23 protein-coding genes are annotated in these 25,397 nt (G+C 37.6%); 2 read left to right on the top strand and 21 right to left on the bottom strand.

Going from position 1 to position 25,397, the window contains the following annotated elements; genetic code table 11:
* Nucleotides 1-97: 97 nt before the first annotated feature.
* The 20 genes from IGJ53_RS05095 to IGJ53_RS05000 form a co-directional block, all read right to left on the bottom strand.
* On the bottom strand, nt 98-691 hold the full coding sequence (locus IGJ53_RS05095) for a hypothetical protein (RefSeq protein ID WP_010732273.1): 594 nt from the start codon (nt 689-691) through the stop codon (nt 98-100).
* On the bottom strand, nt 681-2,069 hold the full coding sequence (locus tag IGJ53_RS05090) for a sensor histidine kinase (protein ID WP_010732272.1): 1,389 nt from the start codon (nt 2,067-2,069) through the stop codon (nt 681-683). The genes IGJ53_RS05095 and IGJ53_RS05090 overlap by 11 nt, the downstream gene beginning before the upstream one ends.
* Nucleotides 2,066-2,722, bottom strand: coding sequence for a response regulator transcription factor (locus IGJ53_RS05085; RefSeq protein WP_010732271.1), 657 nt, complete (start codon nt 2,720-2,722; stop codon nt 2,066-2,068). Before IGJ53_RS05085 ends, IGJ53_RS05090 begins: the two co-directional genes overlap by 4 nt.
* On the bottom strand, nt 2,697-3,395 hold the full coding sequence (locus IGJ53_RS05080) for a DUF1361 domain-containing protein (protein ID WP_010732270.1): 699 nt from the start codon (nt 3,393-3,395) through the stop codon (nt 2,697-2,699). The genes IGJ53_RS05085 and IGJ53_RS05080 overlap by 26 nt, the downstream gene beginning before the upstream one ends.
* 22 nt (nt 3,396-3,417) lie before the next feature.
* Nucleotides 3,418-4,275, bottom strand: a complete 858-nt coding sequence (locus tag IGJ53_RS05075; protein ID WP_010732269.1) for a polysaccharide deacetylase family protein — start codon at nt 4,273-4,275, stop codon at nt 3,418-3,420.
* A gap of 16 nt (nt 4,276-4,291) precedes the next feature.
* A complete protein-coding gene (locus tag IGJ53_RS05070; protein ID WP_010732268.1) occupies nt 4,292-5,182 on the bottom strand; it encodes an LCP family protein in 891 nt (296 codons plus the stop codon).
* Nucleotides 5,183-5,345: 163 nt separating this feature from the next.
* Nucleotides 5,346-6,239 (bottom strand): polysaccharide deacetylase family protein, encoded by an 894-nt coding sequence (locus IGJ53_RS05065; protein ID WP_010732267.1) that lies wholly within the window; start codon nt 6,237-6,239, stop codon nt 5,346-5,348.
* Nucleotides 6,240-6,599: 360 nt separating this feature from the next.
* Nucleotides 6,600-7,094, bottom strand: coding sequence for a GNAT family N-acetyltransferase (locus IGJ53_RS05060; RefSeq protein ID WP_010732266.1), 495 nt, complete (start codon nt 7,092-7,094; stop codon nt 6,600-6,602).
* Between the two features lie 93 nt (nt 7,095-7,187).
* The gene (locus tag IGJ53_RS05055) at nt 7,188-8,003 is read right to left on the bottom strand and encodes a PHP domain-containing protein (protein WP_438749702.1); all 816 of its coding nucleotides are present in this window, start codon (nt 8,001-8,003) and stop codon (nt 7,188-7,190) included.
* Nucleotides 8,004-8,029: 26 nt separating this feature from the next.
* The gene (locus IGJ53_RS05050; RefSeq protein WP_010732265.1) at nt 8,030-8,917 is read right to left on the bottom strand and encodes a PhnE/PtxC family ABC transporter permease; all 888 of its coding nucleotides are present in this window, start codon (nt 8,915-8,917) and stop codon (nt 8,030-8,032) included.
* Entirely contained in the window at nt 8,917-9,714 is a 798-nt protein-coding gene (locus IGJ53_RS05045) for a phosphate/phosphonate ABC transporter permease (protein WP_010732264.1), read from the bottom strand. Before IGJ53_RS05045 ends, IGJ53_RS05050 begins: the two co-directional genes overlap by 1 nt.
* Nucleotides 9,715-9,725: 11 nt before the next feature.
* Entirely contained in the window at nt 9,726-10,478 is a 753-nt protein-coding gene (gene phnC / locus IGJ53_RS05040; protein ID WP_010732263.1) for a phosphonate ABC transporter ATP-binding protein, read from the bottom strand.
* 24 nt (nt 10,479-10,502) lie between these two features.
* A complete protein-coding gene (locus tag IGJ53_RS05035) occupies nt 10,503-11,540 on the bottom strand; it encodes a phosphate/phosphite/phosphonate ABC transporter substrate-binding protein (RefSeq protein WP_259742239.1) in 1,038 nt (345 codons plus the stop codon).
* Between the two features lie 320 nt (nt 11,541-11,860).
* Complete coding sequence (locus IGJ53_RS05030) at nt 11,861-13,573, bottom strand: DUF4091 domain-containing protein (protein WP_010732260.1); 1,713 nt, start codon at nt 13,571-13,573, stop codon at nt 11,861-11,863.
* On the bottom strand, nt 13,542-15,098 hold the full coding sequence (locus tag IGJ53_RS05025) for a DUF5597 domain-containing protein (protein WP_259742238.1): 1,557 nt from the start codon (nt 15,096-15,098) through the stop codon (nt 13,542-13,544). Before IGJ53_RS05025 ends, IGJ53_RS05030 begins: the two co-directional genes overlap by 32 nt.
* A gap of 37 nt (nt 15,099-15,135) precedes the next feature.
* Entirely contained in the window at nt 15,136-16,101 is a 966-nt protein-coding gene (locus IGJ53_RS05020) for an alpha/beta hydrolase (protein WP_010732258.1), read from the bottom strand.
* Nucleotides 16,102-16,105: 4 nt separating this feature from the next.
* On the bottom strand, nt 16,106-17,473 hold the full coding sequence (locus tag IGJ53_RS05015; RefSeq protein ID WP_259742237.1) for a glycoside hydrolase family 1 protein: 1,368 nt from the start codon (nt 17,471-17,473) through the stop codon (nt 16,106-16,108).
* Nucleotides 17,457-18,371: an ROK family protein gene (locus tag IGJ53_RS05010; RefSeq protein WP_311135324.1), complete on the bottom strand. Its 915-nt coding sequence runs from the start codon at nt 18,369-18,371 to the stop codon at nt 17,457-17,459. Before IGJ53_RS05010 ends, IGJ53_RS05015 begins: the two co-directional genes overlap by 17 nt.
* On the bottom strand, nt 18,371-19,717 hold the full coding sequence (locus tag IGJ53_RS05005) for a PTS sugar transporter subunit IIC (RefSeq protein ID WP_002302944.1): 1,347 nt from the start codon (nt 19,715-19,717) through the stop codon (nt 18,371-18,373). The genes IGJ53_RS05010 and IGJ53_RS05005 overlap by 1 nt, the downstream gene beginning before the upstream one ends.
* A 15-nt stretch (nt 19,718-19,732) precedes the next feature.
* Nucleotides 19,733-21,937, bottom strand: a complete 2,205-nt coding sequence (locus tag IGJ53_RS05000) for a glycoside hydrolase family 3 N-terminal domain-containing protein (RefSeq protein WP_010732255.1) — start codon at nt 21,935-21,937, stop codon at nt 19,733-19,735.
* 133 nt (nt 21,938-22,070) lie between these two features.
* Between IGJ53_RS05000 and IGJ53_RS04995 the strand changes: the two genes are divergently transcribed.
* Both IGJ53_RS04995 and IGJ53_RS04990 read left to right on the top strand, forming a co-directional pair.
* Entirely contained in the window at nt 22,071-23,216 is a 1,146-nt protein-coding gene (locus IGJ53_RS04995; protein ID WP_042956950.1) for a helix-turn-helix transcriptional regulator, read from the top strand.
* 119 nt (nt 23,217-23,335) lie between these two features.
* Nucleotides 23,336-24,085, top strand: a complete 750-nt coding sequence (locus tag IGJ53_RS04990) for a LytR/AlgR family response regulator transcription factor (protein ID WP_010732253.1) — start codon at nt 23,336-23,338, stop codon at nt 24,083-24,085.
* Between the two features lie 52 nt (nt 24,086-24,137).
* On the opposite strand, the gene IGJ53_RS04985 is transcribed toward IGJ53_RS04990, so the two are convergent.
* Nucleotides 24,138-25,397 carry a GHKL domain-containing protein gene (locus IGJ53_RS04985; protein ID WP_259742235.1) on the bottom strand — a complete coding sequence of 420 codons (1,260 nt, stop codon included), beginning with the start codon at nt 25,395-25,397 and terminating at the stop codon, nt 24,138-24,140.

Below are 25,397 nucleotides of genomic sequence, written 5' to 3'. Positions count from 1 at the left end.
TGTTTAGCTATATGTTTTAAAAAATGAAAAAGAATGACAGATTTTACATAAAAAACTGTCATTCTTAATTGAAAGTTTCAACCAATTTCACAAAAGGTCATGCATAATTCAGCAACAATCGTGTCTCGTCAATCAGAAAGTTTAATTTCTGTCCGTTTTTCAAAGTGACAGTAATCATCTCACCATCTTCTTCGATCTTATCTGATGCTAAAGAAAGATAGTTCAAGTAATCGTCTATGATTTGTTTTTTCTCCCGATTATTTTTATCTTCATCAAAATAAGATAACCGCACGACTTTTTTGTTCGTTTCATCAATGATTGCCGTTCCATAGCCTGTTTGCGTAAGGAATTCCATTTGCCAAAATACGCTGTCCCCTGAAATCAAAACTTCATAGTCTTGAACAATCACTGGCTCTTTTGGCATGGCTAGCTTTTGAAATAGCTGATTTAATTCCTCTCGTAGCCGATTGACCATATCTAATTGGCTCTGATCTGATTCTTCCATGATAGAAAAGGATTGTGCTTGGCTCATTGCCGTTTCGATAGAGGAAGAAGCTGAACTTAAAGAAGAAATATCTACTGTTCTTTGTTCTTTTGTAGTAATGCTACTCGCTAAAATATCTGGTAAAAAAAACAATCCTGCGCTGAATACCAGAAAGAAAGCAGAAAGAAGATATAATTTAATTTTCATCTGTTTCCCCTCCTAAAGCAAAATCGATCGTGATCGTCGTCCCTGTGTCAAGTGTACTTTCTATGTCAAAAGAACTATTATGCAATTCGGTTATTTTCTTTACCAAAGCTAATCCAAGCCCTAAATGTTTCGTTGTTCTTGAAGGATTTCCTGTAAAAAATTCATCTGTTACTTTAGACAAATTTTCTGCTGGTATCCCTCTACCATTATCGGAAAACTTCATAATATAGCGCTTTTCTTCCTTTATTCCTTTGACCACTAATGTTCCATCTTCTGCTATAGCTTCTAATGAATTAGCCAAAATATTCATGGCTAATAGCTTGAAAAGATTGAGGTCTAGCAAAATATTGGCAGGTTCTAGTTCGATGGTATAAGTAAACCCTTGTTTCATTCCTTTAAGAAACTTGTTTAGATCATCGCTAATCACATTAGTCGAGATTTCTTCAAGAGAGACACTTGTTCTTTCCAGTTCCATCAATTTCAAAATATCATTGGACAGATGTTTTAATCGGTTGCTTTCTTCAAGGATATAATCGACAGATTCTTCGGCTGATTGGTCCAATTTTTCCCATTTCAACATTTGAGCATAGCCAATAATGGAAGTCAGCGGCGTTCGAATTTCGTGAGAAAAGCTAGAAACGAATAAATCTTGCTTTTTCTTTGCCTGGCGGAGAGTTTCTAGATCGTGGCTCAATTTATCGGCCATATTGTTCAAACTGCTCCCTAATTTTCCAATCTCGTCTTGAGTATTGACTATTGCCCGTTCTTTCGTCTTACCTTCTGTGATATGCTGGGCGACGGAAATCAGCTGATTGATTGGTTTCAAGATCATGCTTGTTAGAAAATAAGTGACTGGAATAATGGCTAAAAGTAAAAAGAGCAAGATCAGACGAAAATAGACAAGAGAATCTTTGACGATTTCTTCATAGTTTTTTGCTTGATGGTAAGTTGCTAAACGATAGACAGTATCAGGTATCTTTGAAGTTGAATAAAGCACCTGTTTGTTTTTAACAGTAGACATGTCGCTGATTTCCACGGTACGATTAGACAACTCTTCTGGAGGTTCGTATTTTTCAAACAAAGTAGGCTTTGTAGTAAAAACCGTTTTGCCTTTTTTGTCTAGAATCTCAAACTCTCCGATTTTGGCTGCGGCTACGAATTCACTATTTTTTCTCATTTCATCTGTTGTTTCATCTCCGTCTGTTTTCGTCGACAACAGCAATAAGAGATTTTTCTGCTGGTTGACTAGCACTTCTTTTTCTTGAGAAACTGTGCGCTGGTAAATCGCATGCAGTGTAAAACCACTGACCACCAAATAAATGAGTAAAAAGAAGAATAATAATGAAAAGAAAACTTTACTCGTATATTTCAAGTTCATCCCTCCAATAGGTAACCTACACCATAAATCGTACGCAAATCCTGTCCTAATTGTAATTTATTTCTGATTCTTTGAATGTGTAAATCAAGCGTTCTAGAGTTGGGCTCTTCTTCCCTTCCCCAGATTTTTTGATAGATTTTCTCTCTTGGCAGAATAATCCCTTTGTTTCTAATTAAGTAAAGAAGTAATTCATATTCTTTAGGAGTCAAAGAAACAGCTTGGTTTCTTGCAGTGACAGCTCTTGTTTTTTCATTGATTTCGATATACTGCCATCTCAGTAATTTATTGGAGTTGTTTTTTCCATTTCTTCGAAGAACAACTTCCACTCGTGCTAGTAATTCTTCCAGATCAAATGGCTTTGTTATATAATCTTCAGCACCTGATCTTAAGCCACTGACTCGATCAGAAAGCTGATCTTTGGCTGTCAAGAAAATGACAGGAAGATCATATTCCCGCATATACGCAAATACTTCATAACCATCGATTTCAGGAAGCATGATATCTAGCAAAACCAAATCAAATTCCTGTTGCTCAATGATATCGGCTGCTTCTTTACCTGTGAATACCGAATAGACTGTATAACCATTTTTTTCTAACGTACGAACTAAAAGTTTGTTGATCGCAGGATTATCTTCTACTACTAGTATCTTCATATAGTTCCTCTCTTTCTGCCAATAGAGCAAATTTGATCCCTAACCTATAAATATACACGAATATCAGCGAAAAGAAAAAGATGAGTACGATCAACAAAAAAGATGGACCGTCTATTTTGGTAAATGCTTCAACGAATCTCATGAACGTTTCCTTGCTGTCAGTGAAGACATCCGTACTGTTCAATCTTAAAAAGCGACCGAAGTAAATCCCTATAGCATTGATAAACAAGACGACGCTGATAACTAACCATTGATAGACGCCTATTCCGATTTTTTTGACAATTACATTGGTAACCATCCATAAGCTTTCACAACCGAAAAATGTGGTTGGGAAAACAGAAAGAACGACTAGCAATAATTTATACCAAATTTCCATCTTCATGCTTATCATCATAGTAGATGGATCGTAAGGTGAAAGCAAAGACAGATGGAATAAATCGGTGAACAAATAAAAGTTATTTGGAAAAAACAGTAGCCAGAATAAGATCAGCACGAGAGAGACTAGTTTGGAGCTGCTGACTTTTACCCATCTTGCTAATTCAATCGGGATATATGCCAGAATCGTATTAGTAAAAAATAAATAAAAAACACTTTTTTCATAAAAAGAAAGATAAAGTACGAGCAGCAGCAAAATGTAATATCCTCTAATAAAATACATCTGCTTTTGAATCATTGGACATCTCTCCTTTTTTAGACTAAGCGGGTCGGTGATCATTGCGCCCATAATAATTTTCTATTTTTGATGGATTATCTAGCAAATCGCTGATTGTCGTAAAAGTATATCCTTCTTTTTTTAATTCATCAATCAATACAGGAACAGCATCTACGGTCTCAGGATAGATATCATGTAGTAATATGATGGCGCCATCATATACTGTACTTTTTACTTGCTGTAAAATTTTTTCCTTTTGTCTGGATTGCCAATCTTGAGAATCAACAGACCACTCGATCATTGGTCGATGAATGATTGCTGCTCCTTTTTTTGTAATAGAGCCATACGGAGGTCGGACATAGGCTGGCTTTTTACCGATTACTTTCAAAATAGCGTTATCTGTTTGAGTGATTTCCTCACTGATTTCTTGGTCAGATAGACCAGCTAAATCCTTATGAGAAAAAGTATGACTGCCGATTTGATGACCTTCTTGCACCTCCTTTTGTAAAAGCTGTTCGTTTTGGGAAACATTTTCCCCTAGAACAAAAAAAGTGGCGTGTACGTTTTTTTGTTCTAAAATCTCTAAAAGTTTTGGGGTAGTGGAGGGATTAGGTCCATCATCGAAGGTAAGAGCAACGGTCTTTGATGATTCCTTTGTATCTTCTGTTTCTTTATTTTTTTCATTTTTTGCTTGCTGTTCCTTTGTGGTGATCGTCCGACTGATAGAATTGGAACTTTGCCATTCTGTTCGTTCTTGTTTCCTAGAACTCTCAGTATTTTCTATTGTTTTACTTTCGTTCGTTGAGGGCATGAAGACTCTGTTCGTCATATAGACGCTTCCACCTGTAATCCCTATTAGAAGGACGATTGTCCCAAGGGTTATCAAACTTTTTTTAATCATGTGCCTCTCTCCTGCTTTACTGTAATTGCTGACTGATTCGTTTGATTTCTGTGTCAGTCATTTTTTGGTAAGAGATACCGTCAATTATTTCTTCTTCTCCTTTTAATTGATCCATACTCATTTTAAATTGGGTATTCTTTGTTAAATATAATTTAAATAATTCTCCCAAAGGTAAATTTGTTTTCATATTGTTCCCCAGAACATTGATAATTTTGTCTATTTTAGGTATGGATTCCACAGTCAACAGCTTCTGCATGATTGCTTTAATCACTTTTTGCTGTCGTATTTGCCTCCCATAATCACCATTAGGATCATCATATCTCATTCTTGACCATGCAAGTGCTTCTTCTGGAGATAACGTAAGGGAGCCTTTTGGAAAATCATAATGGTCAAAGTTGAAAGCAAAATCATTGACCACTTCAATATCGCCAACAATACTTAGCATACTCTCTAGCCCCTTCATATTCATTGTCATATAGTAGGGAATAGTAGTATGAAGCATGTTCTCTGTCGTTTGTATAGCTGTTTGTTCTCCTCCATAAGCATAAGCGGCATTTAATTTATCAAAACTATTATGTCCTGCGATTTGAACATAAGTATCTCGTTCTAGACTGATAAGTTTTACTGTCTCATTTTTAAGATCAACATGGGCAGCAATCATCGAATCCGATCTTCCTTTTTCTGTCCTACCAAATTCTCCAGTATCTACACCTAATAGCAGTACATTGAACCGATCCGGTAAATGTGTGGCTGCATCAGCTGTATATTTCACATTCATGTTGGCTGCTGTTTTCTTTGAAACCTCAGACAAGTTTTGCAATTTCATATATTCGCTTACACCATAAGCGCCTGCTGCTATAATAAACATCAATAGAAAAATAGATATGACTTTTAATATTTTGTACATTTGTACTCTCCTCCTTTGCTGTTAAGGATAGAAGCAAAATCTATCTGATTTGTATCTAAATCCTATACTTTAGAAAAATTCAAAAAAGGTTGTGACAAAATTTTGTCACAACCTCTTGATAAAAGCGATATTTCAGAAGTAGCTACTCCGAAAAATAATTTATTTACTGGACTGGCCGATGATCGTTTCTGCCATAATAGTTCTCGACAGTCATTGGATGTCCTAATAAATCGCCCACTGTCATGATGCGATACCCTTGCTCTTGCAGATAATCGATCACTTGAGGAACGGCACGAATCGTTTCAGGATAAATATCATGGAATAAAATAATTGCACCATCGTATACTGTTGCTTGGATCTTCTGCAAAATCAAATCAGGATTTCTTGTCTTCCAATCTTCTGAATCGACCGACCATTCGATGATTGGCCGCTGGATAACACTTGCTCCTACACTTGTGATCGAACCATAGGGCGGACGAACGAAAGTGGGGGTTTTACCAGTGGCTTTTTTGATCTCAATGTCTGCTTTTGTCACTTCTTCTGTGATCGTCTGGGCAGAAAGCGTCGCCAGATCCTGATGATCATCCGTGTGATTGCCAATCTCGTGTCCTGCTTCAGCTGTCTGCTTTACAATTTCAGGATGTTGCGCCGTATTTTCTCCTAAAACAAAAAAAGTGGCGTGTACGTTTTTTTCTTTAAGTATTTGCAACAGCTGTGGTGTCGTGGTCGCTCCTGGGCCATCATCAAAACTGATAGCAACACTTTTGACAGTTGGATCTTGGACAGCTTCTGTACTTTCTTGTGTTGGTTCTGGTTCAGTTGTTTGACTTTGTGCCGATTCCACTGACTTTTGAGTGGATTCATTGACGCTAGCTGTTTCAGTCGACTTGTTTTTATTCGTTGATTGTTCTGATTGTTTGAAAGATTGTGACGAGCGTTCCGATGAAGTTACTTGTCCTTTCTCTTCGCTGATCAAGGAGGCGACCGAAGTGACTTCGAAAAATAAAATACCTAGCAAAGCAATAATTCCAATAACTAAAAAAGACCGTTTTGACATACCCATTCTTCCTTTAACCCTTATTTTCGCAGAATTTCTCAAAAAACAAATTTCTTACTACTTTATCGCTACTTTATTGCTCTATCATCGTTAGTTATTTTAAAATCAACATTCGATAACACTCAAACTAAAATAAAGGGCTCTCATTTCTTTAGAATTTTCTGCTATTTCCCATTGATACTAGGATAAATGAAAAAAGAATGGCGTATGAGATAAACATGTCTATTTTTTACTGTATTTTGATTGAATACTGTGATAATTCAAAAAATTTATCCACACTTTACACTTTTCACTTGAAACCTTCTATGGTAATGACCGCTTTCAAGTGTAAAAAAAACACTTAAAAGCGGTCATTGGCTGTTATTCATAAGATTTTCCTAAGATAGTTAAATCAATCAGTTGATTATCCATATTTGCAACTTTAGGTAAATGCCCCCATTGCTCAAATCCATTTTTTTGGAACAGCTTGATGCTCGCTTGATTGATAGTAAACACAAAAGCTAAAAGTGTGTCGATCTTACAATCTTTCAGTTGCGATTCAGCAAAGGATAATGCTTTTTGTCCTAAGCCATGTTTTCGATAAGTTGAATCAATATAAATACTTATCTCTGCAGTATTTGCATAAGCTGGTCTCCCGTAAAAATCGCTAAGGCTCACCCATCCTACGATATTTTGATCGATCTTTATGACCCACAACGGGCGTTCTTTGGTTTGATGAGCATCAAACCATGCCTGTCTAGATTCTATTGTTACTGGTTCTAAATCAGCTGTAGATAAGCGAGTAGGAATCGCTTGGTTATAAATTTCTACGATTCTAGGCAAATCTTGGATCTGTGATAAAGCAAAGTTGATCATTGTTCACAATCCCCTCATACGTAATTGTGGTTATTATATCACTATCCTTACTTACTGTAATCATCTTTTGATATTTTTCTGAAAAATTGTTTTTCAATTACAGAGTAGTTGGTCGGGAAATTCTCGCGTATCTGTAATCAAGGTCCTGCCGAATCCTGCAGTTCCCCTTATCCCATGAAAATCGGAACCTCCGAAACAAGAAAAGTGATAGGTTTGGATGAACTCTGAAAGGACTTTAAGGTCTCTTAAGCGATGAGCTGGATGATATTTCTCCAAACCATCAATCCCGAATGAAGCGAGTTCAGGGATCAAATCATAGTTGTCAAATTTCCCTGGACATGCTAAAACAGTCAATCCTCCGCCGTATTTGATTGCTTCTATGGCATCATATACATTTATTTTTTTCCGATCATCAGAAACTTCTTCTGTCGTCATGAGTTTTTGATAAAACAGAGGATTCATTTGTGTACCATAACCTCTTTTTTTCAATAAACGATATAAATGACAGGGATAAAGTGCAGTTGCCGTCTCTGCTTCCTTCCAAAGTTCTTCTTCCTTCAAACGATAGCCTTCTGCCTGCAGTTTTTTTAACTTACATAAAGTTTGATTTGTTTGAAAATGGAGTAACGGTCTGCACAACTGCTCGATATAGCTCCGATTTGAAATATTATAGCCCAATATGCGGACATCTTTTTGTCTTTTCAAGTCAAAGGCACTAATTTCGATTCCTTCAATCAAATTAACAGGTGAATCATAGAATACTTCTTTTACTGCTTCTATCCCTGCGAATGTATGATGATCCACGATGGCTAAATGGTTTACTTCTTGGGTTGTTGCTAAAGACAAAAGCTCTTTTGGATGAAAAAAACCATTCGAATAGCAGCTGTGCACATGTAAATCTGCCTTCATTCCCGTTCTCCTCTTTCTATAAAAATTTATGTTTTGACTATATATTTTTCTTTTAATTTCAAAGAAATGAATTCTAGCAATACAGCAATCGTCAAGATCATATAGACCATTACACCAATCTCTCGAAAATCAAAATAAAAGTTACTAGCCATCGTCAACTGAAAGCCTAATCCTCCTGCACCAGCTGCAGCTCCTACTGCGATCGCATTTGTAAAATTGATTTCAAACCGGATGAATGTCCAAGAAAGCAACGTCGTAAAACAATTAGGGAGAACACTTTGAAAAACAATCTGCCACCAGCTTGCTCCACATGCTTTCAAACTTTCAATCATACCAGATTCCATTTCTTCGATACTTTCAGAATAAACTTTTGTCAAATAAGCAATACTGTGAAAAGACATCCCGATAACTGCAGCATTCGCTCCTAATCCGATCAAAATAGAAAAAATCATGACCCACAAAATTGTGGGAACTGCTCGAATAAACGACATCATCCCTCTTATCATATTGGAAAGAAAGCCGCTGCTTAAATTTCTGGAAGCTAACAGACTAAGAAAGAAGGCAAGAAAAGCACCAATCACCGTTGTTAAAACAGATAGGCCAATCGTTACACCAAGGCTTTCTACTAAAGAGAACGCCGTAAATCTTCCAGATAACTGTGGACGTAAGAAAATATTGAACATATTGGAAAAAAAAGCAGAAACTGCTTCTGTTAATTTGACATTCCCGTAATCCATCGTGATTACCGTATATACAGAAACCAAACATAAAAATAGGAGCATAAGCTTTACAATGATCCGTTCTTGACGCCATAGTTTTACTTTTATTCTTTGATTTCTTTTCCTAAATGCCACTTTCGAATAAGAGGTTTGATTAAGTATGGCATTCGTTTCATTTGTCTGATAATCCATCATCAGCGGATCATCCTCCTTACTGTATTCGAAGTCGTCTCCAATACGATAACTGCGATAATGACAGTCAGCGTAACCATTCCGACTACATCGTATTGGAATCTTTTGTAATAAAAGTCAAATAAAAAACCAATACCAGTTCCTGTCAGTATCCCGACTAGCGTAGCATCCCGAATATTATTTTCAATTAGAAAAAGGAGCCAGCTAAGGAGCTGATTCAAACACATTGGCAAAACACCTTGCCAAATGATTTGCAAATAGGAAGCTCCTGATGCCATCATCGCCTCAATGACGCTTCCAGATACTTCATCGATCGTTTCCATGAAGGAACGGGTCAAATAACCAAATGTCGTAAAAGTAATCGCCAAATAGCCGGTAAATTCGTTTTGTTTGAAACTTAGCAACAAAATCATTGCCCATACGACGATAGGGACATTTCTGAAAAAACTTGCCATGCCTCTAGCCAACACTTTTGTAAAACGATTCAACCCGATTTCTCTTGAACCAATTACAGCCGCTATCAAGGCAATTACAGCACCTGATGTCGTAGCAGTCACTGCCATCAGTATCGTCTGGATGAGTCTAGACACGATGATCGATAAATAGGCTAGAGAATCATTTGTCGGAATAAAGTTGGAGAATAGCCAGGTAAAACTTTTTGGTATAGCAGAAAAAGCTGTTCCTGCCTGAAATCCAACGCCATGGGCTGAAATAAAACAAAGAAAAGCAATCAGCAAAATATAAAACAAGCGATATCTTTTTTGTTGTCTGAAAAATTTTTCTGCCTCTATCTTTTCCATTCTCTCATCCTTTACACTAATAATTTTTTAGATTGGTAGATCGTTTCTATTTTTTCTTTTGTTAACTCAGACGGTCTTCCTTCAAATACGATTTTTCCGCTATTCACTCCTATGATCCTATCGGAATAATCGATGGCTGTTTCTACTTGATGCAAGTTGACAAGGCAAGTAATCGCCAATTCATTGGTTATTCTTTTTAAGTAATCCATGATCGTTTTAGCAGATTTTGGGTCAAGAGAAGCTATTGGTTCATCACATAAGATCAGTGCCGGATTTTGCATGAGTGCTCTGGCGATTCCGACCCGCTGTTTTTGTCCACCACTTAATTCGTCACATCGAGTGTACGCAAATGCCGAAAGATCGACCTTTTCTATAAGATCAAAAGCCTGTTCTTTTTCTGCTTCTCGATAAAGCCCAGCAGCTCCACCGAGCGTTGTTTTATAACCTAAGCAGCCATGCAGTACATTTTCGATTACGGTAAGACGACTGACAAGATTATAGTGCTGGAAAATCATACCAATACGTCTTCTTTTCTTTCGCAGTTCTTTTCTTTTCAGTTCATTCATTTCCCTCTCCTCAAATCTGATCCTCCCACTATCTGCTTCGATCAATCGATTGATCGTACGCAAGATAGTAGATTTCCCCGCCCCAGAAGGTCCGATGATTGAAACAAATTCTCCTTTTTCAAGTGAGAATGAAATGTCCTGCAATGCTTGATTTCCGTTTGGATAGGTTTTTGTAATATTTTTTACTTCTAATAGCATTTGGCTGTCCTTTCCAATCTCTTCTTATTTATTCATTTCTTTGATTTCATCGTAAAAGTCATCTGTGACTTCCACATATCGCTCATTTCCTTCTTTTGCGAACATCCCTGGGACATCAGTATCTTTTGGTGCAAAAATAGCTGTGTCTTCAGCCGTACTATCGGCAGTCATTCCTTCGATGATTTTATCGATATCTGCTTCAGACAACGTCTCTTTGTTTGCTGCAATTGGTCCATTCAAGACCGGTATGGAAAGAATGACTTGTGCTTGTTCCCCTTGCACTGTGTCAAAAGGAGCTTGAGCATCTTTTTTTACTTCGTAAATGACTCCTGCCTTGTTTTTTTCTCCTTGGATCACATCAAAATATTGTGGCATATTCATAAAAGCAGCTACATCCGCGTCACCTTTTAATAAATTGATCATCGATCCTTGATGAGACCCACCAAACAACACTTTTTCAAAGAATAGACCATCCATGATAAGATCATCTGTATTCTTTAAATCAAAATGTTCAGCGATTTTGTTGCTCGGTACAGTAAAACCAGAAGTTGAGGTATTCGTGACAAAAGAAATCGTTTTGTCTTTGATTGGATCAATCGTATAGCCACCTGTTTCTTCATACTCTTTGCTGTTTTCTGGTTTCACCGCTAAAAAGCTGTAATATAACGCGTCTTCCAGCGTTCCGCTTGGCCCAGAATTGGTCAAGATGGCTTCTACTTGCTCATTTTTCTTGTTTGCTTCGATATAACCTTCTGCACCCATATAAGCTAAGTCTACTTGTCCATTTGCAATAGATTCCACGACCACGTTGTAATCTGTACTTGTCACTAATTCGACTTTCTTATCTGTAGCTTTTTCAATCACCGCTTTTACCGCTTCTCTTGCCGGTTCAAACTCTGCAGCGGATTCATTAGGGTAAAAAGCAATTTTGATCGTATCAGAGGATTGGTTTTGATTACCACTTACTGTCTGATTAGATGAACGACAACCTGCTAACACTATTAGAGTTGCTATTAATACTATACGCACCATTGTTTTTTCTATTTTTTTCAACTCAAACATATCTTATGCTCCTTTTATTTATTTGCTACATCTTTAGTGTACCTTCTATTTGTAAAGTTCTAATTTGTATCCTTCTTAATTCAAATAAAGATTGTAAAAACTATGTAAACACGTGATTTCTCTATTCAAAAAGTTTATCTAAGCAGCAACAAGGTTCTTCGGCTCTTTTCGGCTGGCTAGTCCTAAATCGCTTTAAACAAAGATTTACAAAACTCGCTGTGCTGGAAATATTTTTACGACAGATTCTTTCCAATTTCGGTTAAAAACAAAAAGCATGACCTGCAACATGCAGGTCATGCTTTTCATTCACTCTTACTTGATTAAAGAGAAGTATCTGTGATAATTGCGATCAATTTCTTTCTTAACTGATCGAATTGACGATACGATTGATTGAATAATGTTTGCACAGACTGATGGCTGTTTTCCATCCAATTTTCTGGCTTTTCCTCTCCAAGAAAATCTGCTAGAAGCTGGTCTGTTTTTGTTTTGTTTATTTTCTCCGCTTCTTTTAGCAGGTAAAAATCTTCTACACCACGATACAGTTCTTTATAGCGAAGAGACAAGAGCAGGCTGCCAGAGACAGATGGATAGACTAAGCACAAATCACCAATTGGAAGTGAACTGGTATTGTAACGGATATCTTCTCTTGCATGTTCCGGCCAACAGTTATATGCCCACCTCAGCAGACCATCCGTTCCAAAATAATAAGCTAATACGCCTTGTAACCGGCTTTCTGTCAAGGGACTGTGTAAGAATGTATTTGGTTTATCTGGATAATTACAGATGTAGTATTGTGTTTTTCCAGGAAATTGTTCCTTCAGCCATCCATGGTTTTGACAAGTACAATAAAAAGATGTGACTGGATAGTCGATTTCTGAAATCAAGGCTTGTAAGACTGGTTCCTTGTCAAATGCCACTTTCAACTGCAACGTTGGTTCGATTTCTTTTAGACGTTTGACAGCTTCTTTAAACGTATCGATTTCGTGTGCTTTTGGCTCATCTGCCATGAGACGAACTTTGTCCCAGATGTTCTTTTTCTTGAAATAGGTAAACAATTGCTGGAAATATTGTCTGAGCTCTTCTTGTTTTTCGATGAATGCCATTTGCTGCATTTCCTCATCATAATAACGGATCACAAGTTTTTCTGGATGTTCTACTGCTTTATTCAAAGGAAAGAAGGGCGGCTGCCAAACACCTAAAAGGCCGAACACATCGATTTCTTTATCGATCCCTGCTTCAAAAAAACAAGCTAAATACTTATCCAAAATTGAAAAATCACACTGGATATTTCCTTCTTTTGTTTTGAGGACTTTGACCATTGAGTATTCATACAAGTTAGCTGGGAAATCTTTGACAATATAATTGAACCATCCTTTCCAAGGAATCTCTCCTGCAATGACTGTAATCGTTTTTTGGCCTAACTCAGCTAAGGTTGAAGCCATTGTCTGAATCAGTTCAAAATGTTGATTACTCCAAAGAGGCACTTGGAATGTACGAGAAAGATTAGAAGGTTGCTGCCAAATGTCTAAATGGAAAGAATCAGTTACTTTATCACTGAACGTAAAGGCTTCTACAGTTACTTCTAATCGTTTCTGTCCGATGACTGTTTCTTTTGTCGTTATCCCTGCTTGATAAATCGTGATATCTATCGGATAGATGCCGGATTTTTGTTGATGATCAATCGGGATTTCTACATAAATAGGAGCAAAGCGATCACCAGGATAAGTATGTGCATTTTCTTCCAACAGTTTATCCCCATAGAAAATATCGTCTTTTCCGCAATAATATTCAATAAAATTCGATTTGATTGGCAGTTCCGAGTTGATCTCTATCCGGTATATAGGTATTTCAATCGCATCCGGGATCGTAAATTGATTGTCTAAGCTGTAATGGTTTTTCTTCCCATCATGTAGCAATAACTGAAATGCGGTTGTACTATTTCGATAAACAGATAGGTTTTCGAGTGGTTCCGGTTCTTGGGCAAGCATACTTGTAGATGGTTTAAAGGTTTCGTTCGTCAGCAAGATATTCATGGACAACCTCCTGTTCTTTTTTCGGATAGGTATATAAAGAGAATTTAATAATTTTAGGCATATTACCGATATACGGCGTATAGCGCTCATCCCCATTCAAAACACGCTCTGTGATCCATTTTTTTCCTTCAAAGTATCCTTCTTCAAAATTCAAAATTTCTGAACGCAGCTCTTCATCTACTGCTTCGTGGAATAGCGCAAAGTTGCACCCAGCAAAAAAATAATCATTTTCTAAATGAAAAAAGAGACCGGCAGTGTTCAGCTGCTCTTTCTTGTCTTTACTTAAATATTTGATCAAAAATCGGTAATTTTCATCTTGATACTGATACGTCGTGTCCTTTTCCTTTTTAAAAGAATGGATCTTGAGTGTTTCATCCGTTAAAAATGGGGTTAGTTCTTTGATTATTTGATAACACTTAGTAAAATAAGGCAAACTTCCTGTCGGATCAAAAGCCGCTTGGTCTAATCCTAACTGTTTCAAGAAAGCCTGATCCTCGTCTATTATAGCTTCCGTACTTTTTCGAAGATCTTCGATTCCAAAAGGAGAATACAAAAGTGCTCCTTGCCCAAATGCATAGAAACAATTGGATAGATAGCTTAGATCTTTTCTTGTTTCTGGTATGAAAAGGGGTTGATCAATCATTTGATAATCTTGAATGATTTCCCGAACATTTTCTTCATAGATGTCTGGAGCAAAAGCCGTTAAGCTAGGTGCATTTTTTGCCCATACGTTTAATACATTTTTTGTAGGCCCACCGCTAGGATAGTCGCCCGCGCTTTTTCCTTCTTTATGCAGCCAAGCATTGGTGAACAACGGGATATCTAACCATTTTTTTGCCTCTACTGCCATCTTTTCCAGTGCATGACTAAAGGCGTAGGCCATGAATGTTTCCTCTGGAAGTTCTTGCCAGTTTATTGCTCTAGGATATAATTCTCTGATTCTTTCTGGAAGTGTGGATTCATATATTTGCTGTGCTTTTCTAGAGTGATCCCTTGCCGTTTCAAGACAGCCGACCTCGTTTTGGATCTGCATCATGCATACTTGATCTTTCAGCGGATGCTGACTGATAAATTGACATAGGCTAGATAATGCGCGGCAATCTGCTTCAATTGCTTTCGTGCAAAACGGTGAGATACAGTTTAACTGCTCTTGCTTTTGGTTGACTACTCTAAAATAATTTTCTGTGTCTGTCTTGATCCATGAAGGAACATAAGTAGATAAACCGTTTTTCCATAAACCGAACCATAGAAAAACCAACATGACCTTACTTTCAGCTGCTTTTTGTAACTGGGCTTCTATCAAATCAAAGTTGAATATTCCCGGACTTGTCTCGATATTTTCCCAATAAACAGGTACAAGCAGGGTGTTCAATCCGAGATTATTCACAAATGGCCAAATATTTTTTTCCATAGAAAGCACCGTAGAAGCTGCTGAATTATGCACTTCTCCGCCTAAGAGAAGACAGGGTTTTTCATCCATAAGAAAATAGAACCGATTGTTCTTTTTGACTATTTCATATTTCATTTGTTTCCTCCGAGTATCGATTCTTTGATAGGAAAGTTCAACGGTACCAAGTCAATTCATTTACCCATTGACTGATCTTTGTTTTTGGAAATTTCTCTGGCGAAACCTCACACAGCTGGTTGAAGGACAAACTTCGAATGATTTTGAACCTACTTCTATCGGCTAAAAATGGCAGATGTTCAAGTAAGATCGATTGATTGGCTTCAATGGCGTATAAATTTTTGATCGGTACTTGCCAAATGTCTTCTATTTTTTGTGTAGTTTCTACAGCTGCTTGTGCCCAAATGATTTCCAGCCACTCGATACAAAGCTCAAACCACTTGGCAAATCGAGGGTCCACCATCTCTTCACTATTTCCACTCCACTTATTTCCTAATGATAATCCGTGCTTTCCTTTTTGAAAAATGTGTGTTTCAAAAGGTACATCGTTTTCTTCTAACGCTCTCAAATACAAAAGAGAATTCTCGATGGGCACCACATTATCTTCGAATGTAGAAAACAAAAAAGTAGGTGGCGTTTGCGGTGTCACACACGTTTCCAAAGAAGGAGCCTGGATCTTCATCGCTTCTGCAAAGGAGCTTAAGATGGCTGGATAAGCAAGGATACAAGCACTTGGGTTTCGATCGGACAAAGTAGACAAAGCGGCTGCTAAATGCCCACCGGCTGAAAAACCGATCACTGCAATTTTGGTTTGATCAATTTTTGCTTTTTCAGCTAGTAAGGCAATCAGATCCATGCTTTTTTCTGCATCCGCCAGTGCTTTGTGGAAATCACGGTGTTCTCCAACGTGATAGCGCAGCACACCCGCATGATAGCCTTCAGCAGCAAATTTCAATGCAATCGGCTCTGCTTCTCTTTCACTGCAAAATCCGTACCCTCCTCCTGGAATCACTAGTATGAACGGACGTTTGTCAATACGGTGAAATTCGGGCTTTTCTTCATGAAGATAAACCGTTAGAGTCGTATTGGCTTCGTTGTCAATAGTCATCGTATCGATCTGCATAGGCTTACTCCTCTTCGTTTAATCCATTTTCAGCAATCAATTTTTGGTACCAATAAAAGCTATCCTTTTTATAACGATCCAGCGTCTTCAAAGAATCGTCTGTTCGATCAACATAAATAAAACCGTATCTTTTTTCGATTCCTTCATGGGTGCTGATCAAATCGATCGCGCTCCACGGACAATAACCGATCACCTCTACACCATCTTCCATTGCTAGATACATTTGCTGGATATGCTGTTTCAAGTAGTCGATGCGATACTTGTCATGGATTTTTCCATCTTCTGTTAATTGATCTTTTGCTCCTATTCCGTTTTCGGTTATCAATAACGGCAGACGATATCTTGAATAGATCTCATTTAACGTATAACGGAACCCTTCTGGATCGATTGGCCAGCCGAATTCAGTCATTGGCAAATGTGGATTCGTTGTCGCTTGAAAGAAGCCGGGGATACCAAAGCCAGATTGCTGATCGATCTTGTTCTCTTTTTGATAATAGGCTGACACAGTCATGGTATTGTAATAATTAAAAGCGATATAATCGCATGTACCTTCTAACATGATTTTTTTGTCTTCTTCTGTTACTTCAGGACAGGCATTGATTTTTGACAAAATGTTCCAGGCATTATGGTTATAGACACCATAAACCGCAGCATCTAAAAACAACCAGTTTCTTAAAGCACTCATATTCATTGCAGCCAACTGGTCTTCTGGTTTATCAGAAGCAGCATATACACTGGCAATGTTCGGCGCAGGACCAATCTTTCCTGGATAATTCCCATCATGATAATTTTTCGTGACTAGGGCTTGAGCAACGAGCATATGATGGTTTTCTTGAAACTTTTCTTTCATTGATTTATTACTTGTACCAATGATCGATCCAGCTAAAGCCATGACATTTTGTTCATTGATTGTTTGCCAATAGTTTACTTCTTGACCGAATGTGTCAAAAAGCAGCTGGCAGTAATCAGCGAAAGCTTGGATCGTCGCCCTATTTTCCCAGCCTCCATTTTCATGGATCTCATAGGGCAAATCAAAATGGAACACCGTCACGATCGGCTCGATCTCATTTTCCTTCAATAATGCAATGAGTTTCTTATAAAACTCCAGCCCTTTTGGATTAACCTTTCCATTGGACATGACTCTACTCCAAGAAATCGAGAACCGATAAGCTTTTAACCCTAGCTCTTTAAATAAACGAACATCTTCCTCAAAACGATGGTAATGATCTACCGCCACTTTGAAATCACTTGTTCCGTCAGGTACTTCTTTCATATCTTGAACAGACGGCGCTTTACCGTCTGCATCCCAAGCTCCCTCTGTCTGATACGCACTAGTGGAAGCTCCCCATAAAAAATCAGTTGGAAATCTCATTCAATCGTACTCCTTTCGCTGCACCGATCAGATTTGCTTCAGACTCAAAGGCGGCAGCTTCTATCGTCATTTTCGTAATCGTTTGTTCGATCATCGGCGACACAGAAAAGATGGCTTCATAGTTTTTCTGGATATCACTGATCAGCCTTTTTTGTTTGCTGATTCCACCGCCAATAATCATTTTGTCCAAATCCAACAAACATTGGATATTGAAACAGAGAATCGCTACTTGATTGCAGTATGTGCGATATAAAGTTTGTGCTTGTTCATCTTCTTTTTGATATAGATAATCAAATACAAGAGGTCCTTCTGGTTCACACTGAAATAATTTTGCCAGTTCTTCTACTAATCGAACAGCTGACAAATTGATCCCTGCAAATGACTCAGCCCCATTTATCCCACGATCTTGTATCAAGAAACTAACTTCTCCAGTTTGACAATGCGGCCCTTTTCTCACCTGCCCATCTAGCAAAAGACCAACGCCGACGCCTGTTCCTAGAATAATTCCTGCACCATTTTCAATCCCTTTTAAATGACCGAAACTTGCTTCTCCCAATACAGCAGCTTTCGCATCATTTTCTACAAACACACGAACAGGCAGCTGTTTTTCTATTTCTTGCTTTAAATTGACTTCATTCAGGCATGCGACTGCTCCACCAAAAAAGACGGTTGACGCTTCTTTCACCGCACCAGGAACAGAAAATCCGACAAATTCAATGGGTTCGAGCTGCTGATAAGAACGGATCAATTCGACAAGGGCAAGGATAAAATTGTCCTTATCTGTTTTTGGTGTCTCTATTTGTCTTTTTTCTCTTATTTGCGTATCCATTATTAAAGCTGACTTGATATACGTTCCACCGATATCTATACTTAAGGTCCACATGCTTTTCCCCTTCATTATGCTTCGACTTCTGCATTGATGATTTTTTCTGCTTTCGTTTCTGCTTCTTCTTTTTCCAGCGCCGCTTCTAACTCTAGTTCTTTCTTATCTGCGATCTTAATGAATGGGTACCACATCACCACACCGATTGCCATACAAATAACCATCAGGATCGTGTAGTTCAATCCGCCTGATAAAGGCATCTTCACAAATGTAGGAGTTGTCCAAGGTAATAGTGACATAGTCGGATTCAACGAAATCGGCAATATGGTAGTAGTTAATCCCCAAGTAACGAATCCTGCAATCAATTGTGTAAAGATTTGTGGAATAAAGAAAATCGGATTCAAGATGATCGGCATCCCAAACATCAATGGTTCTGTCACATTGAATAAGGATGGAACAAAAGATAATTTACCTAACTGTCGCATTTTGGCTGACTTGCTTTTAATCATGAAAAATGTCACGAATCCCATGAAGCCAGCTGCGTACATCCCCATGTAGATAACAGATGGAACTAAATAGGGTAATGCTTTTCCTTCTTGGAAGGCAGCAATGTTCCCAACGACCATCGTCATACTGATTGCGCCTAAAGGTCCTTGCAAAACAGCATTGTGGATACCGAAGAACCATAAAACAGCTAATAATTCCATGATAATGATGATTGATAACGGACTTGCTACTAAAGAGTTCAATGGGGCATTGATTACATCAATAAAGAATTGGAAAATCGTTCCTGACTGTGTTAATCCAAATAATACTCGCAAAGCAAATACAACAACAAAAATGATCGTAACGACAAATACTGGTGACAAAGATTGTGTGACCATCGGCGGCACACTTTCCGGTAATTTGATCATAATATTTTTCTTAGCTAAGAAGGCATAAAAACGGGTAATGAGCAAAGCGACAAGCATACCGATAAACAATCCTTGACCGCCCAGATAATCCAATCGCAACGCACCGACAGCTTGTTCGACTGCTTTCCCATCTTGTGTGACAGTTGTCATAACGGATTGCGGCATCAGCATAATGAAACTTGCCAAAGAGATGATGGATGCATTCCGTTCATTAGTCCCTAATTGTTTTGCATAAGAGAAAGCTAAACTGTATACGACATACAACGAGAAAACACCTGTAGCACCATTAGTGATTGCTTCCACATGAGGAAAAATCCCCACATTTTTCAAAAAATCGATCCAGCCAGGAAATGGGAAATTTCCAATAATCGTAATGAAGGCAATCCCTAATGTAATTGGGCTTGTTCGGATAAACCCTTCCATCAATGCGGCTAACACTTTGTTCTTTTGTAATTTCTCCGACATCGGCAATAGTCTGCTGCTTAAAAACTGTTCTAATTTTTCCATCTTTCTTCTCCTTTTTTATAATTGAATTGTACGGTCCTCTTCTGAATCTACTGTCGAGAGAGAAAAAGTAAATTCGCCAGACTCCCAAATTTTTCCCCCTTGATTGTTATAAAACATAAGTGCTTCTTTTGATACTGTATAGTTAATCAATTTTTTCTCATCTGCGTGTATGGAAACGACTTGACTCGCAATCAACCGTTTGACTGGTTGCACAATAGAGGCTGTCTTGTCTTTTACATAAATGTGGATAACTGTTTCTATTGGTATTGCTGAATGATTAACTGCTTCATAAACAAATTGCAGCTGTTCTTCTTGATCCTGTATCTCCTGCCAGTTTGCTTCGACTTTTCCATATGTTTTCCCGGCACCAAATGCAAACAGCGGCTCATTGGATTCATCAATATACTTAGACACAAAACGGGTCGAATGCGTACTTATTTCTAAAGGTCGGCCAGTTGAAGCATGTGCATAATAGATTGGGATCTGCCCCTCACTCCGTGGGAATGTCATACTAAGTCGAGCACTTGGCACTGCTTCCCCTGCAAGAAGATTAGCAATACCGATGCCTCCCATCGTTCCAGGATACCAAACGAGCAGCAAACTAGAAAAATAAGGTTCGATCTCTGTTAGGACCAGCGGACGTCCGGTATATAAAATCCCTACGATTGGTTTATCCAACGCTGCTAACGCTTTGATCAAACGTTTTTGCTTTTCAGGTAATCGAAGGTTGGTTTTAGAAGCTCCTTCTCCACTTTCTAAAAATTGTTCACCAATCGTCAGCAAAATCACGTCAGATTTTTCAGCAGTTTCCAATGCTTCTTGGATTAACGTTTCCTCGTCCTCAATCGTTCCATTCAGTTGTTCAATTCCGGCTTTTAACGGTCCAAATGGTTCATAGGAATCAAATAGGTTGAATCCTTTTGCAAATAGCAGCTGTTCTTTTGAAAAATGCTGTTCTAGTCCATCTTTGAGTGGGATACTATCTTGTGGTTTACCACTTACAGAGGCCCAGAACCCAATTGTCAGGCGACTTTTGCCGTAAGGTCCGATAACTGCGATTTTCTGATGTTTTTTTAATGGTAGTGTGTCGTCATTCTTCAAGAGGACACAACTCTTTTCGACTAGCTTGACTGCTACTTCTTTCGATTCTTCCGTCAAGATTTCTCCTGTGTTCTCTTCTTCGAGTCCTCGATACGGATCTTCAAATAATCCAAGTTTGTTCTTCAAGACTAAGATTCGCCATACTGCCTCATCCAACAATTGTAAGATTTCTTTGTTTTCTTCTGCTAATTTTTCTAAAGAATTGGCATAGACAGACGTCATCATATCCAAATCCACACCGGCTTCTAACGCCTTTTTAGCTGAGTCTGCTTGATCTTTCGTGTAGCCATGTACTTGCAACTCTTCAATAGCCGCATAATCAGAGACCAGTACACCGTTAAAGCCGAATCTCTTTCGAAGAATCTCCCGGTTCAGCCAGCGATTACCGGTAGAAGGCACACCATTCAACACATTGAATGCGGTCATGACTAGTAAACAGTTGGCTTCAACTGCCGCTTGATAAGGAGCAAGGTATTCATTTAAAAGACGTTGGTTGGACATATCGACGGTATTGTATTCCCTTCCAGCTTCTGGGGCACCATATCCTGCAAAATGCTTGATACATGCACCAACACGGTATTTGTCAATCAATTGGAGATTGTCTCCTTGGTATCCTTGGACAGCGTGTTTAGCAAACTCTTTTGCAGTATATACATCCTCTCCTGGAGACTCCATCACCCGTCCCCAACGAGGATCTCTTACTAAATCAAGCATGGGTGAAAATAGAACATGTAATCCGCTTAAGTAACTTTCTTTTGCTGTTTCTTGTGCAGCTTTTTGGATCAAATCAAAATCATACGATCCCGCTTGTGCTAGTGGGATAGGAAAAATGGTGCGAAAACCATAAATAACATCTGACATAAAGAGGAGCGGGATTTTTTTACTACTTTCTTCCATTATTTTTGTTTGGATTTTTTTTAGCTTTTCGGGTTCATTGATATTATAAATGGAACCAATCTGACTTAAATCAAAATCATCAGGAAAACCTAACTCCTTTGTTGGTCCAGTATTCATCACATCACTATCAGTAAACAAGTCGCCGTTCAACTGGACTGTTTGTGCGATTTTTTCTTTTATTGTCAAGGAATCGGCTAGTTGCTTTAATTGTTTTTCATCCATTAGTTTCTCCTTTTTTGTAACCGTTTTTACATTTTTAATTATAACGATAAAATTTTCTTTGTTATACAACAAAAGAAGACTTTATATAAAAATAGGAGGAAAATAATTGAAACAGACAGCGATTTCTAAAATAATGGATTTGTTATACAAAAAATATCTGATTCCCATGGTTTTATTTGATTCAAGCGGCAAAGTTTGCCATCCGGAGATTTCATGGGATATACGTCCTATCATGGAGACATTCATTTCACCGAAAGAACATCAGCCCGTATGTTTATTTAATCACTTTCCTTTTATGTTTGCTAAGCTTGATTTTATGACAGACAGCAAACCCTATTCCTTGTTGATCGGCCCTTGCGGCATGATTGGAGAATCTCCCGATACATTTCTATTCAAAGGCCATGTCTATCACTACGGTATTCACTATACGAAAGAAACAACTGCAGCATTTGAAGAATTCGTTCAGCTTGCCTATGCTTTTCTAACACACAAATTGTTGAAAAAAGAGGAATTGCACTGGATTTACCAAAAAGAAATCAAGCAGCGCTCTACCACAGATCAGCGATTGGAGGACAGTTTATATGACCGGCGGATGCAAGAAGCCACTTTTGATTCTTATCAATTTGAGCTTCGATACACAGAATACATCAAACGGAATCAGCCAGAAAAGATCGATTGGTTATTCAAAAAGATGCAAGAAACGTATCATGTCGAGTTATCCGAAAATGAATTAGAAGGTTTGAAGCTGAAATTCTCTGCTTTTGTTGCCATACTGACACGTATCAGTATTGACGAAGGAGTCCCAATCAATCAGGCCTTTAGTTTATCAGATGCCTTGATCCAAGGCTTGTTCCGTATCCATTCTTCTAATGAATGGCACACTTATATGAAAGAGGCGACTTATCGTTTCATGGAACTGATCCATCAGCAACCTCTAGCCGATAAATCCATGCTAGTCAAACAACTAATCAATTATATAGACAGCCATATTTACGACCGTGTAACGCTTGACGAGCTGGCTGAGACATTTGACAAGCACAAAACACATCTTTCTGCTTTATTCAAAAAAGAAATGGGCCAAACGATCCATTCCTATATCCAAGAACGGAAGATCAACGAAAGTAAACATTTGTTGCTTTTTACGGACAAGAGCTATAAAGAAATCAGCGTATTGCTTTCATTTGCAAGTCAAAGCCATTTTATTCAGGTCTTTAAAAAAACAACTTCCCTTACGCCAAGAGAATACCGCGATCAACATTATGCTTATTCCGTCCATTAAAACGATAAAAGTGCATATTTTCTGATTAATAAAAAAACAAATATCATTTATATGATGAAATTTATAGAAAAAATCTGTTATACTAATCGTAATGAAATCTGTCTTAGGGGAATCGAACCATGAAAATCTACTACATTGAAGATAACTTGTTTCATCAGGAATTATTGAAGAAAGAATTACTAAAACATAAAGAGTTGAGTGCCCTCTCTCTTCAAATATACCCGAGCAGCGAGTTGGAAACGATTTATAAGCGTTTAGATACACTGGTCTTTTCTTCTTCTGATTTATTTATTATCGACATTGATTTAAAAACATTGCATAGTGGCATTGATTTTGCTAAAAAAATACGGAACAAGAATCCAGAATGCTCGATTATTTTTCTATCAAACGATAATACACGCGGATTAGAAATCATTAATCAGCAGATTCGCCCAGATCGCTATCTTGATAAATCAAACTTAGAAGAAGTTGCACAATCATTGAAACAGCTACTTTTAGAAAAATTGGAAGCTCAAAAACAATCTTCCTCTATCATTGAACTGCAAGGCGCCACAAGGGTCTTTTTGATTGCGCCAGATGAAGTCAATTATATCTCAACGATCAATGGTTCTCGCTCCACCTTGGAATTTTATGGAACAAATGAGAACTTTGTTATTCATGATAAAATGAAAAATATCAAACAAAAATTCCAAGACTATCATTTCTTTAATGATCTGAAAAGTTTTTCTATCAATCCATTCAATATCAAAGAAGTAGATAAACAAATGATGGAAGTCCATTTCAAAAATAAAGATACACTTCTTTTAAGTTCTTCTAGTGTAAAAAAATTATTACGCCACATTGACCAACTAAAACAAACAAACGGGTAGGACATGTCTGTCCTGCCCGTTTTTAACTTCCTTATTCCACTTTGCTAACTATTCATACAGTTTTACTGATTGACTTCTCATAAATCGCCAATTCCAAGACAAACATTTTCGTACGTTTTAAATATTTGATTCCATAGTTGGCATTCAGATATTTATCCGTGATTTTCGAAAAGTTATAAAGACCGAGTCCCCCATTTTTTTTCGTTGAGCTTCCTCTTTTCATCAATTTAGCTAAGCTTGTTGAGGACATATCAGCAGGATTCTCGATTTTGAAATAAAACCGCTCCTTTGTTTGATTGATCGTAATACTGATCGGCTCTTCTTTTCTTGTTTCATCACAATGTTCAATGGCATTATTCAGTGCAATAGATAAAAGACGAAGAACATCGATATAATCTGCCTTGATATTATTGATGATATTCAGAACTTGGATATCATAAGAAATGCCAGACTGATTGGCTCTTTCCATAAAATGATAAAAAAGCCCGCGTACTGCCGGATCACTGATTCGCTTCAAGGGATTGTGTCTCGCATCATCGATTGCTTCTAAAGAATAGTCCTTTAAATGCGTCAATAGTTTGATAGAATTCTCCTGACTGTCATTCACCAAGCTGTATTCCAGCGCAGAAATATAATTCAAATAATCATGACGGAAATCATCTAATTTCTCGTAGTATTCTTTTGTTTCCTGATTGTCTTTCAAATAAAGTTCGATCACTTGGAACTTTTTCTTATATATAATAAAGACAATAAAAAAAGCAGTATAAAAAATACTATATAAAAGCGTGATGATCGAAGTAAGGATATAATCCAACGAGTAAAAACTAATACCTAAATGAAAGATGTAAATCAGTACATAAATCACAACAGATAAAATCGTCAAGCCTTTCAGTTTTTTCGTATAGCCACTAAAATAATCGAATATATCATACTTTTGATCTGCTTTTCTGATCAGCAAAAATAAACTAGCTGCTAGTACTAATTCTACTGAAAGATTCAAATAACTAGTATAAAATCCCAAATACCTTGGGATATCGATTGCTAAGAAAAAGGAAATACCTACCACATTCAATAAAAAATTCTGTAACAGGAACGATAAAAAAATATTTTCTACCAAAAGATATAAAAACCAACACATTGCAGCATAAGCGATTGCAAAGAAAACGAATGTGTATGGAACAAAGAACATATTAGCTATCATTAGCCCCAAATAAAACAAGAGGAATCGCCATTTTGACGTTCCTTTAAACAACAGACTCATCCAAATAAACAAATTTAGATAAGCAATGAAAACAAACATGATTGACTCCAT

Source organism: Enterococcus sp. DIV1283b (assembly GCF_051710965.1).
Lineage (GTDB): Bacteria > Bacillota > Bacilli > Lactobacillales > Enterococcaceae > Enterococcus_B > Enterococcus_B lactis.
Note: the sequence above shows the minus strand (reverse complement) of the source record. Positions and strands in the feature narration are given on the sequence as shown.

What these genes read in the sequence shown, in the direction of transcription:
- IGJ53_RS05095 (WP_010732273.1), bottom strand. Translation starts at nt 691, where the DNA reads ATGAAAATTAAATTATATCTTCTTTCTGCTTTCTTTCTGGTATTCAGC.
- IGJ53_RS05090 (WP_010732272.1), bottom strand. Translation starts at nt 2,069, where the DNA reads ATGAACTTGAAATATACGAGTAAAGTTTTCTTTTCATTATTATTCTTC.
- IGJ53_RS05085 (WP_010732271.1), bottom strand. Translation starts at nt 2,722, where the DNA reads ATGAAGATACTAGTAGTAGAAGATAATCCTGCGATCAACAAACTTTTA.
- IGJ53_RS05080 (WP_010732270.1), bottom strand. Translation starts at nt 3,395, where the DNA reads ATGATTCAAAAGCAGATGTATTTTATTAGAGGATATTACATTTTGCTG.
- IGJ53_RS05075 (WP_010732269.1), bottom strand. Translation starts at nt 4,275, where the DNA reads ATGATTAAAAAAAGTTTGATAACCCTTGGGACAATCGTCCTTCTAATA.
- IGJ53_RS05070 (WP_010732268.1), bottom strand. Translation starts at nt 5,182, where the DNA reads ATGTACAAAATATTAAAAGTCATATCTATTTTTCTATTGATGTTTATT.
- IGJ53_RS05065 (WP_010732267.1), bottom strand. Translation starts at nt 6,239, where the DNA reads ATGTCAAAACGGTCTTTTTTAGTTATTGGAATTATTGCTTTGCTAGGT.
- IGJ53_RS05060 (WP_010732266.1), bottom strand. Translation starts at nt 7,094, where the DNA reads ATGATCAACTTTGCTTTATCACAGATCCAAGATTTGCCTAGAATCGTA.
- IGJ53_RS05055 (WP_438749702.1), bottom strand. Translation starts at nt 8,003, where the DNA reads ATGAAGGCAGATTTACATGTGCACAGCTGCTATTCGAATGGTTTTTTT.
- IGJ53_RS05050 (WP_010732265.1), bottom strand. Translation starts at nt 8,917, where the DNA reads ATGATGGATTATCAGACAAATGAAACGAATGCCATACTTAATCAAACC.
- IGJ53_RS05045 (WP_010732264.1), bottom strand. Translation starts at nt 9,714, where the DNA reads ATGGAAAAGATAGAGGCAGAAAAATTTTTCAGACAACAAAAAAGATAT.
- phnC (WP_010732263.1), bottom strand. Translation starts at nt 10,478, where the DNA reads ATGCTATTAGAAGTAAAAAATATTACAAAAACCTATCCAAACGGAAAT.
- IGJ53_RS05035 (WP_259742239.1), bottom strand. Translation starts at nt 11,540, where the DNA reads ATGTTTGAGTTGAAAAAAATAGAAAAAACAATGGTGCGTATAGTATTA.
- IGJ53_RS05030 (WP_010732260.1), bottom strand. Translation starts at nt 13,573, where the DNA reads ATGAATATCTTGCTGACGAACGAAACCTTTAAACCATCTACAAGTATG.
- IGJ53_RS05025 (WP_259742238.1), bottom strand. Translation starts at nt 15,098, where the DNA reads ATGAAATATGAAATAGTCAAAAAGAACAATCGGTTCTATTTTCTTATG.
- IGJ53_RS05020 (WP_010732258.1), bottom strand. Translation starts at nt 16,101, where the DNA reads ATGCAGATCGATACGATGACTATTGACAACGAAGCCAATACGACTCTA.
- IGJ53_RS05015 (WP_259742237.1), bottom strand. Translation starts at nt 17,473, where the DNA reads ATGAGATTTCCAACTGATTTTTTATGGGGAGCTTCCACTAGTGCGTAT.
- IGJ53_RS05010 (WP_311135324.1), bottom strand. Translation starts at nt 18,371, where the DNA reads ATGAAGGGGAAAAGCATGTGGACCTTAAGTATAGATATCGGTGGAACG.
- IGJ53_RS05005 (WP_002302944.1), bottom strand. Translation starts at nt 19,717, where the DNA reads ATGGAAAAATTAGAACAGTTTTTAAGCAGCAGACTATTGCCGATGTCG.
- IGJ53_RS05000 (WP_010732255.1), bottom strand. Translation starts at nt 21,937, where the DNA reads ATGGATGAAAAACAATTAAAGCAACTAGCCGATTCCTTGACAATAAAA.
- IGJ53_RS04995 (WP_042956950.1), top strand. Translation starts at nt 22,071, where the DNA reads ATGGATTTGTTATACAAAAAATATCTGATTCCCATGGTTTTATTTGAT.
- IGJ53_RS04990 (WP_010732253.1), top strand. Translation starts at nt 23,336, where the DNA reads ATGAAAATCTACTACATTGAAGATAACTTGTTTCATCAGGAATTATTG.
- IGJ53_RS04985 (WP_259742235.1), bottom strand. Translation starts at nt 25,397, where the DNA reads ATGGAGTCAATCATGTTTGTTTTCATTGCTTATCTAAATTTGTTTATT.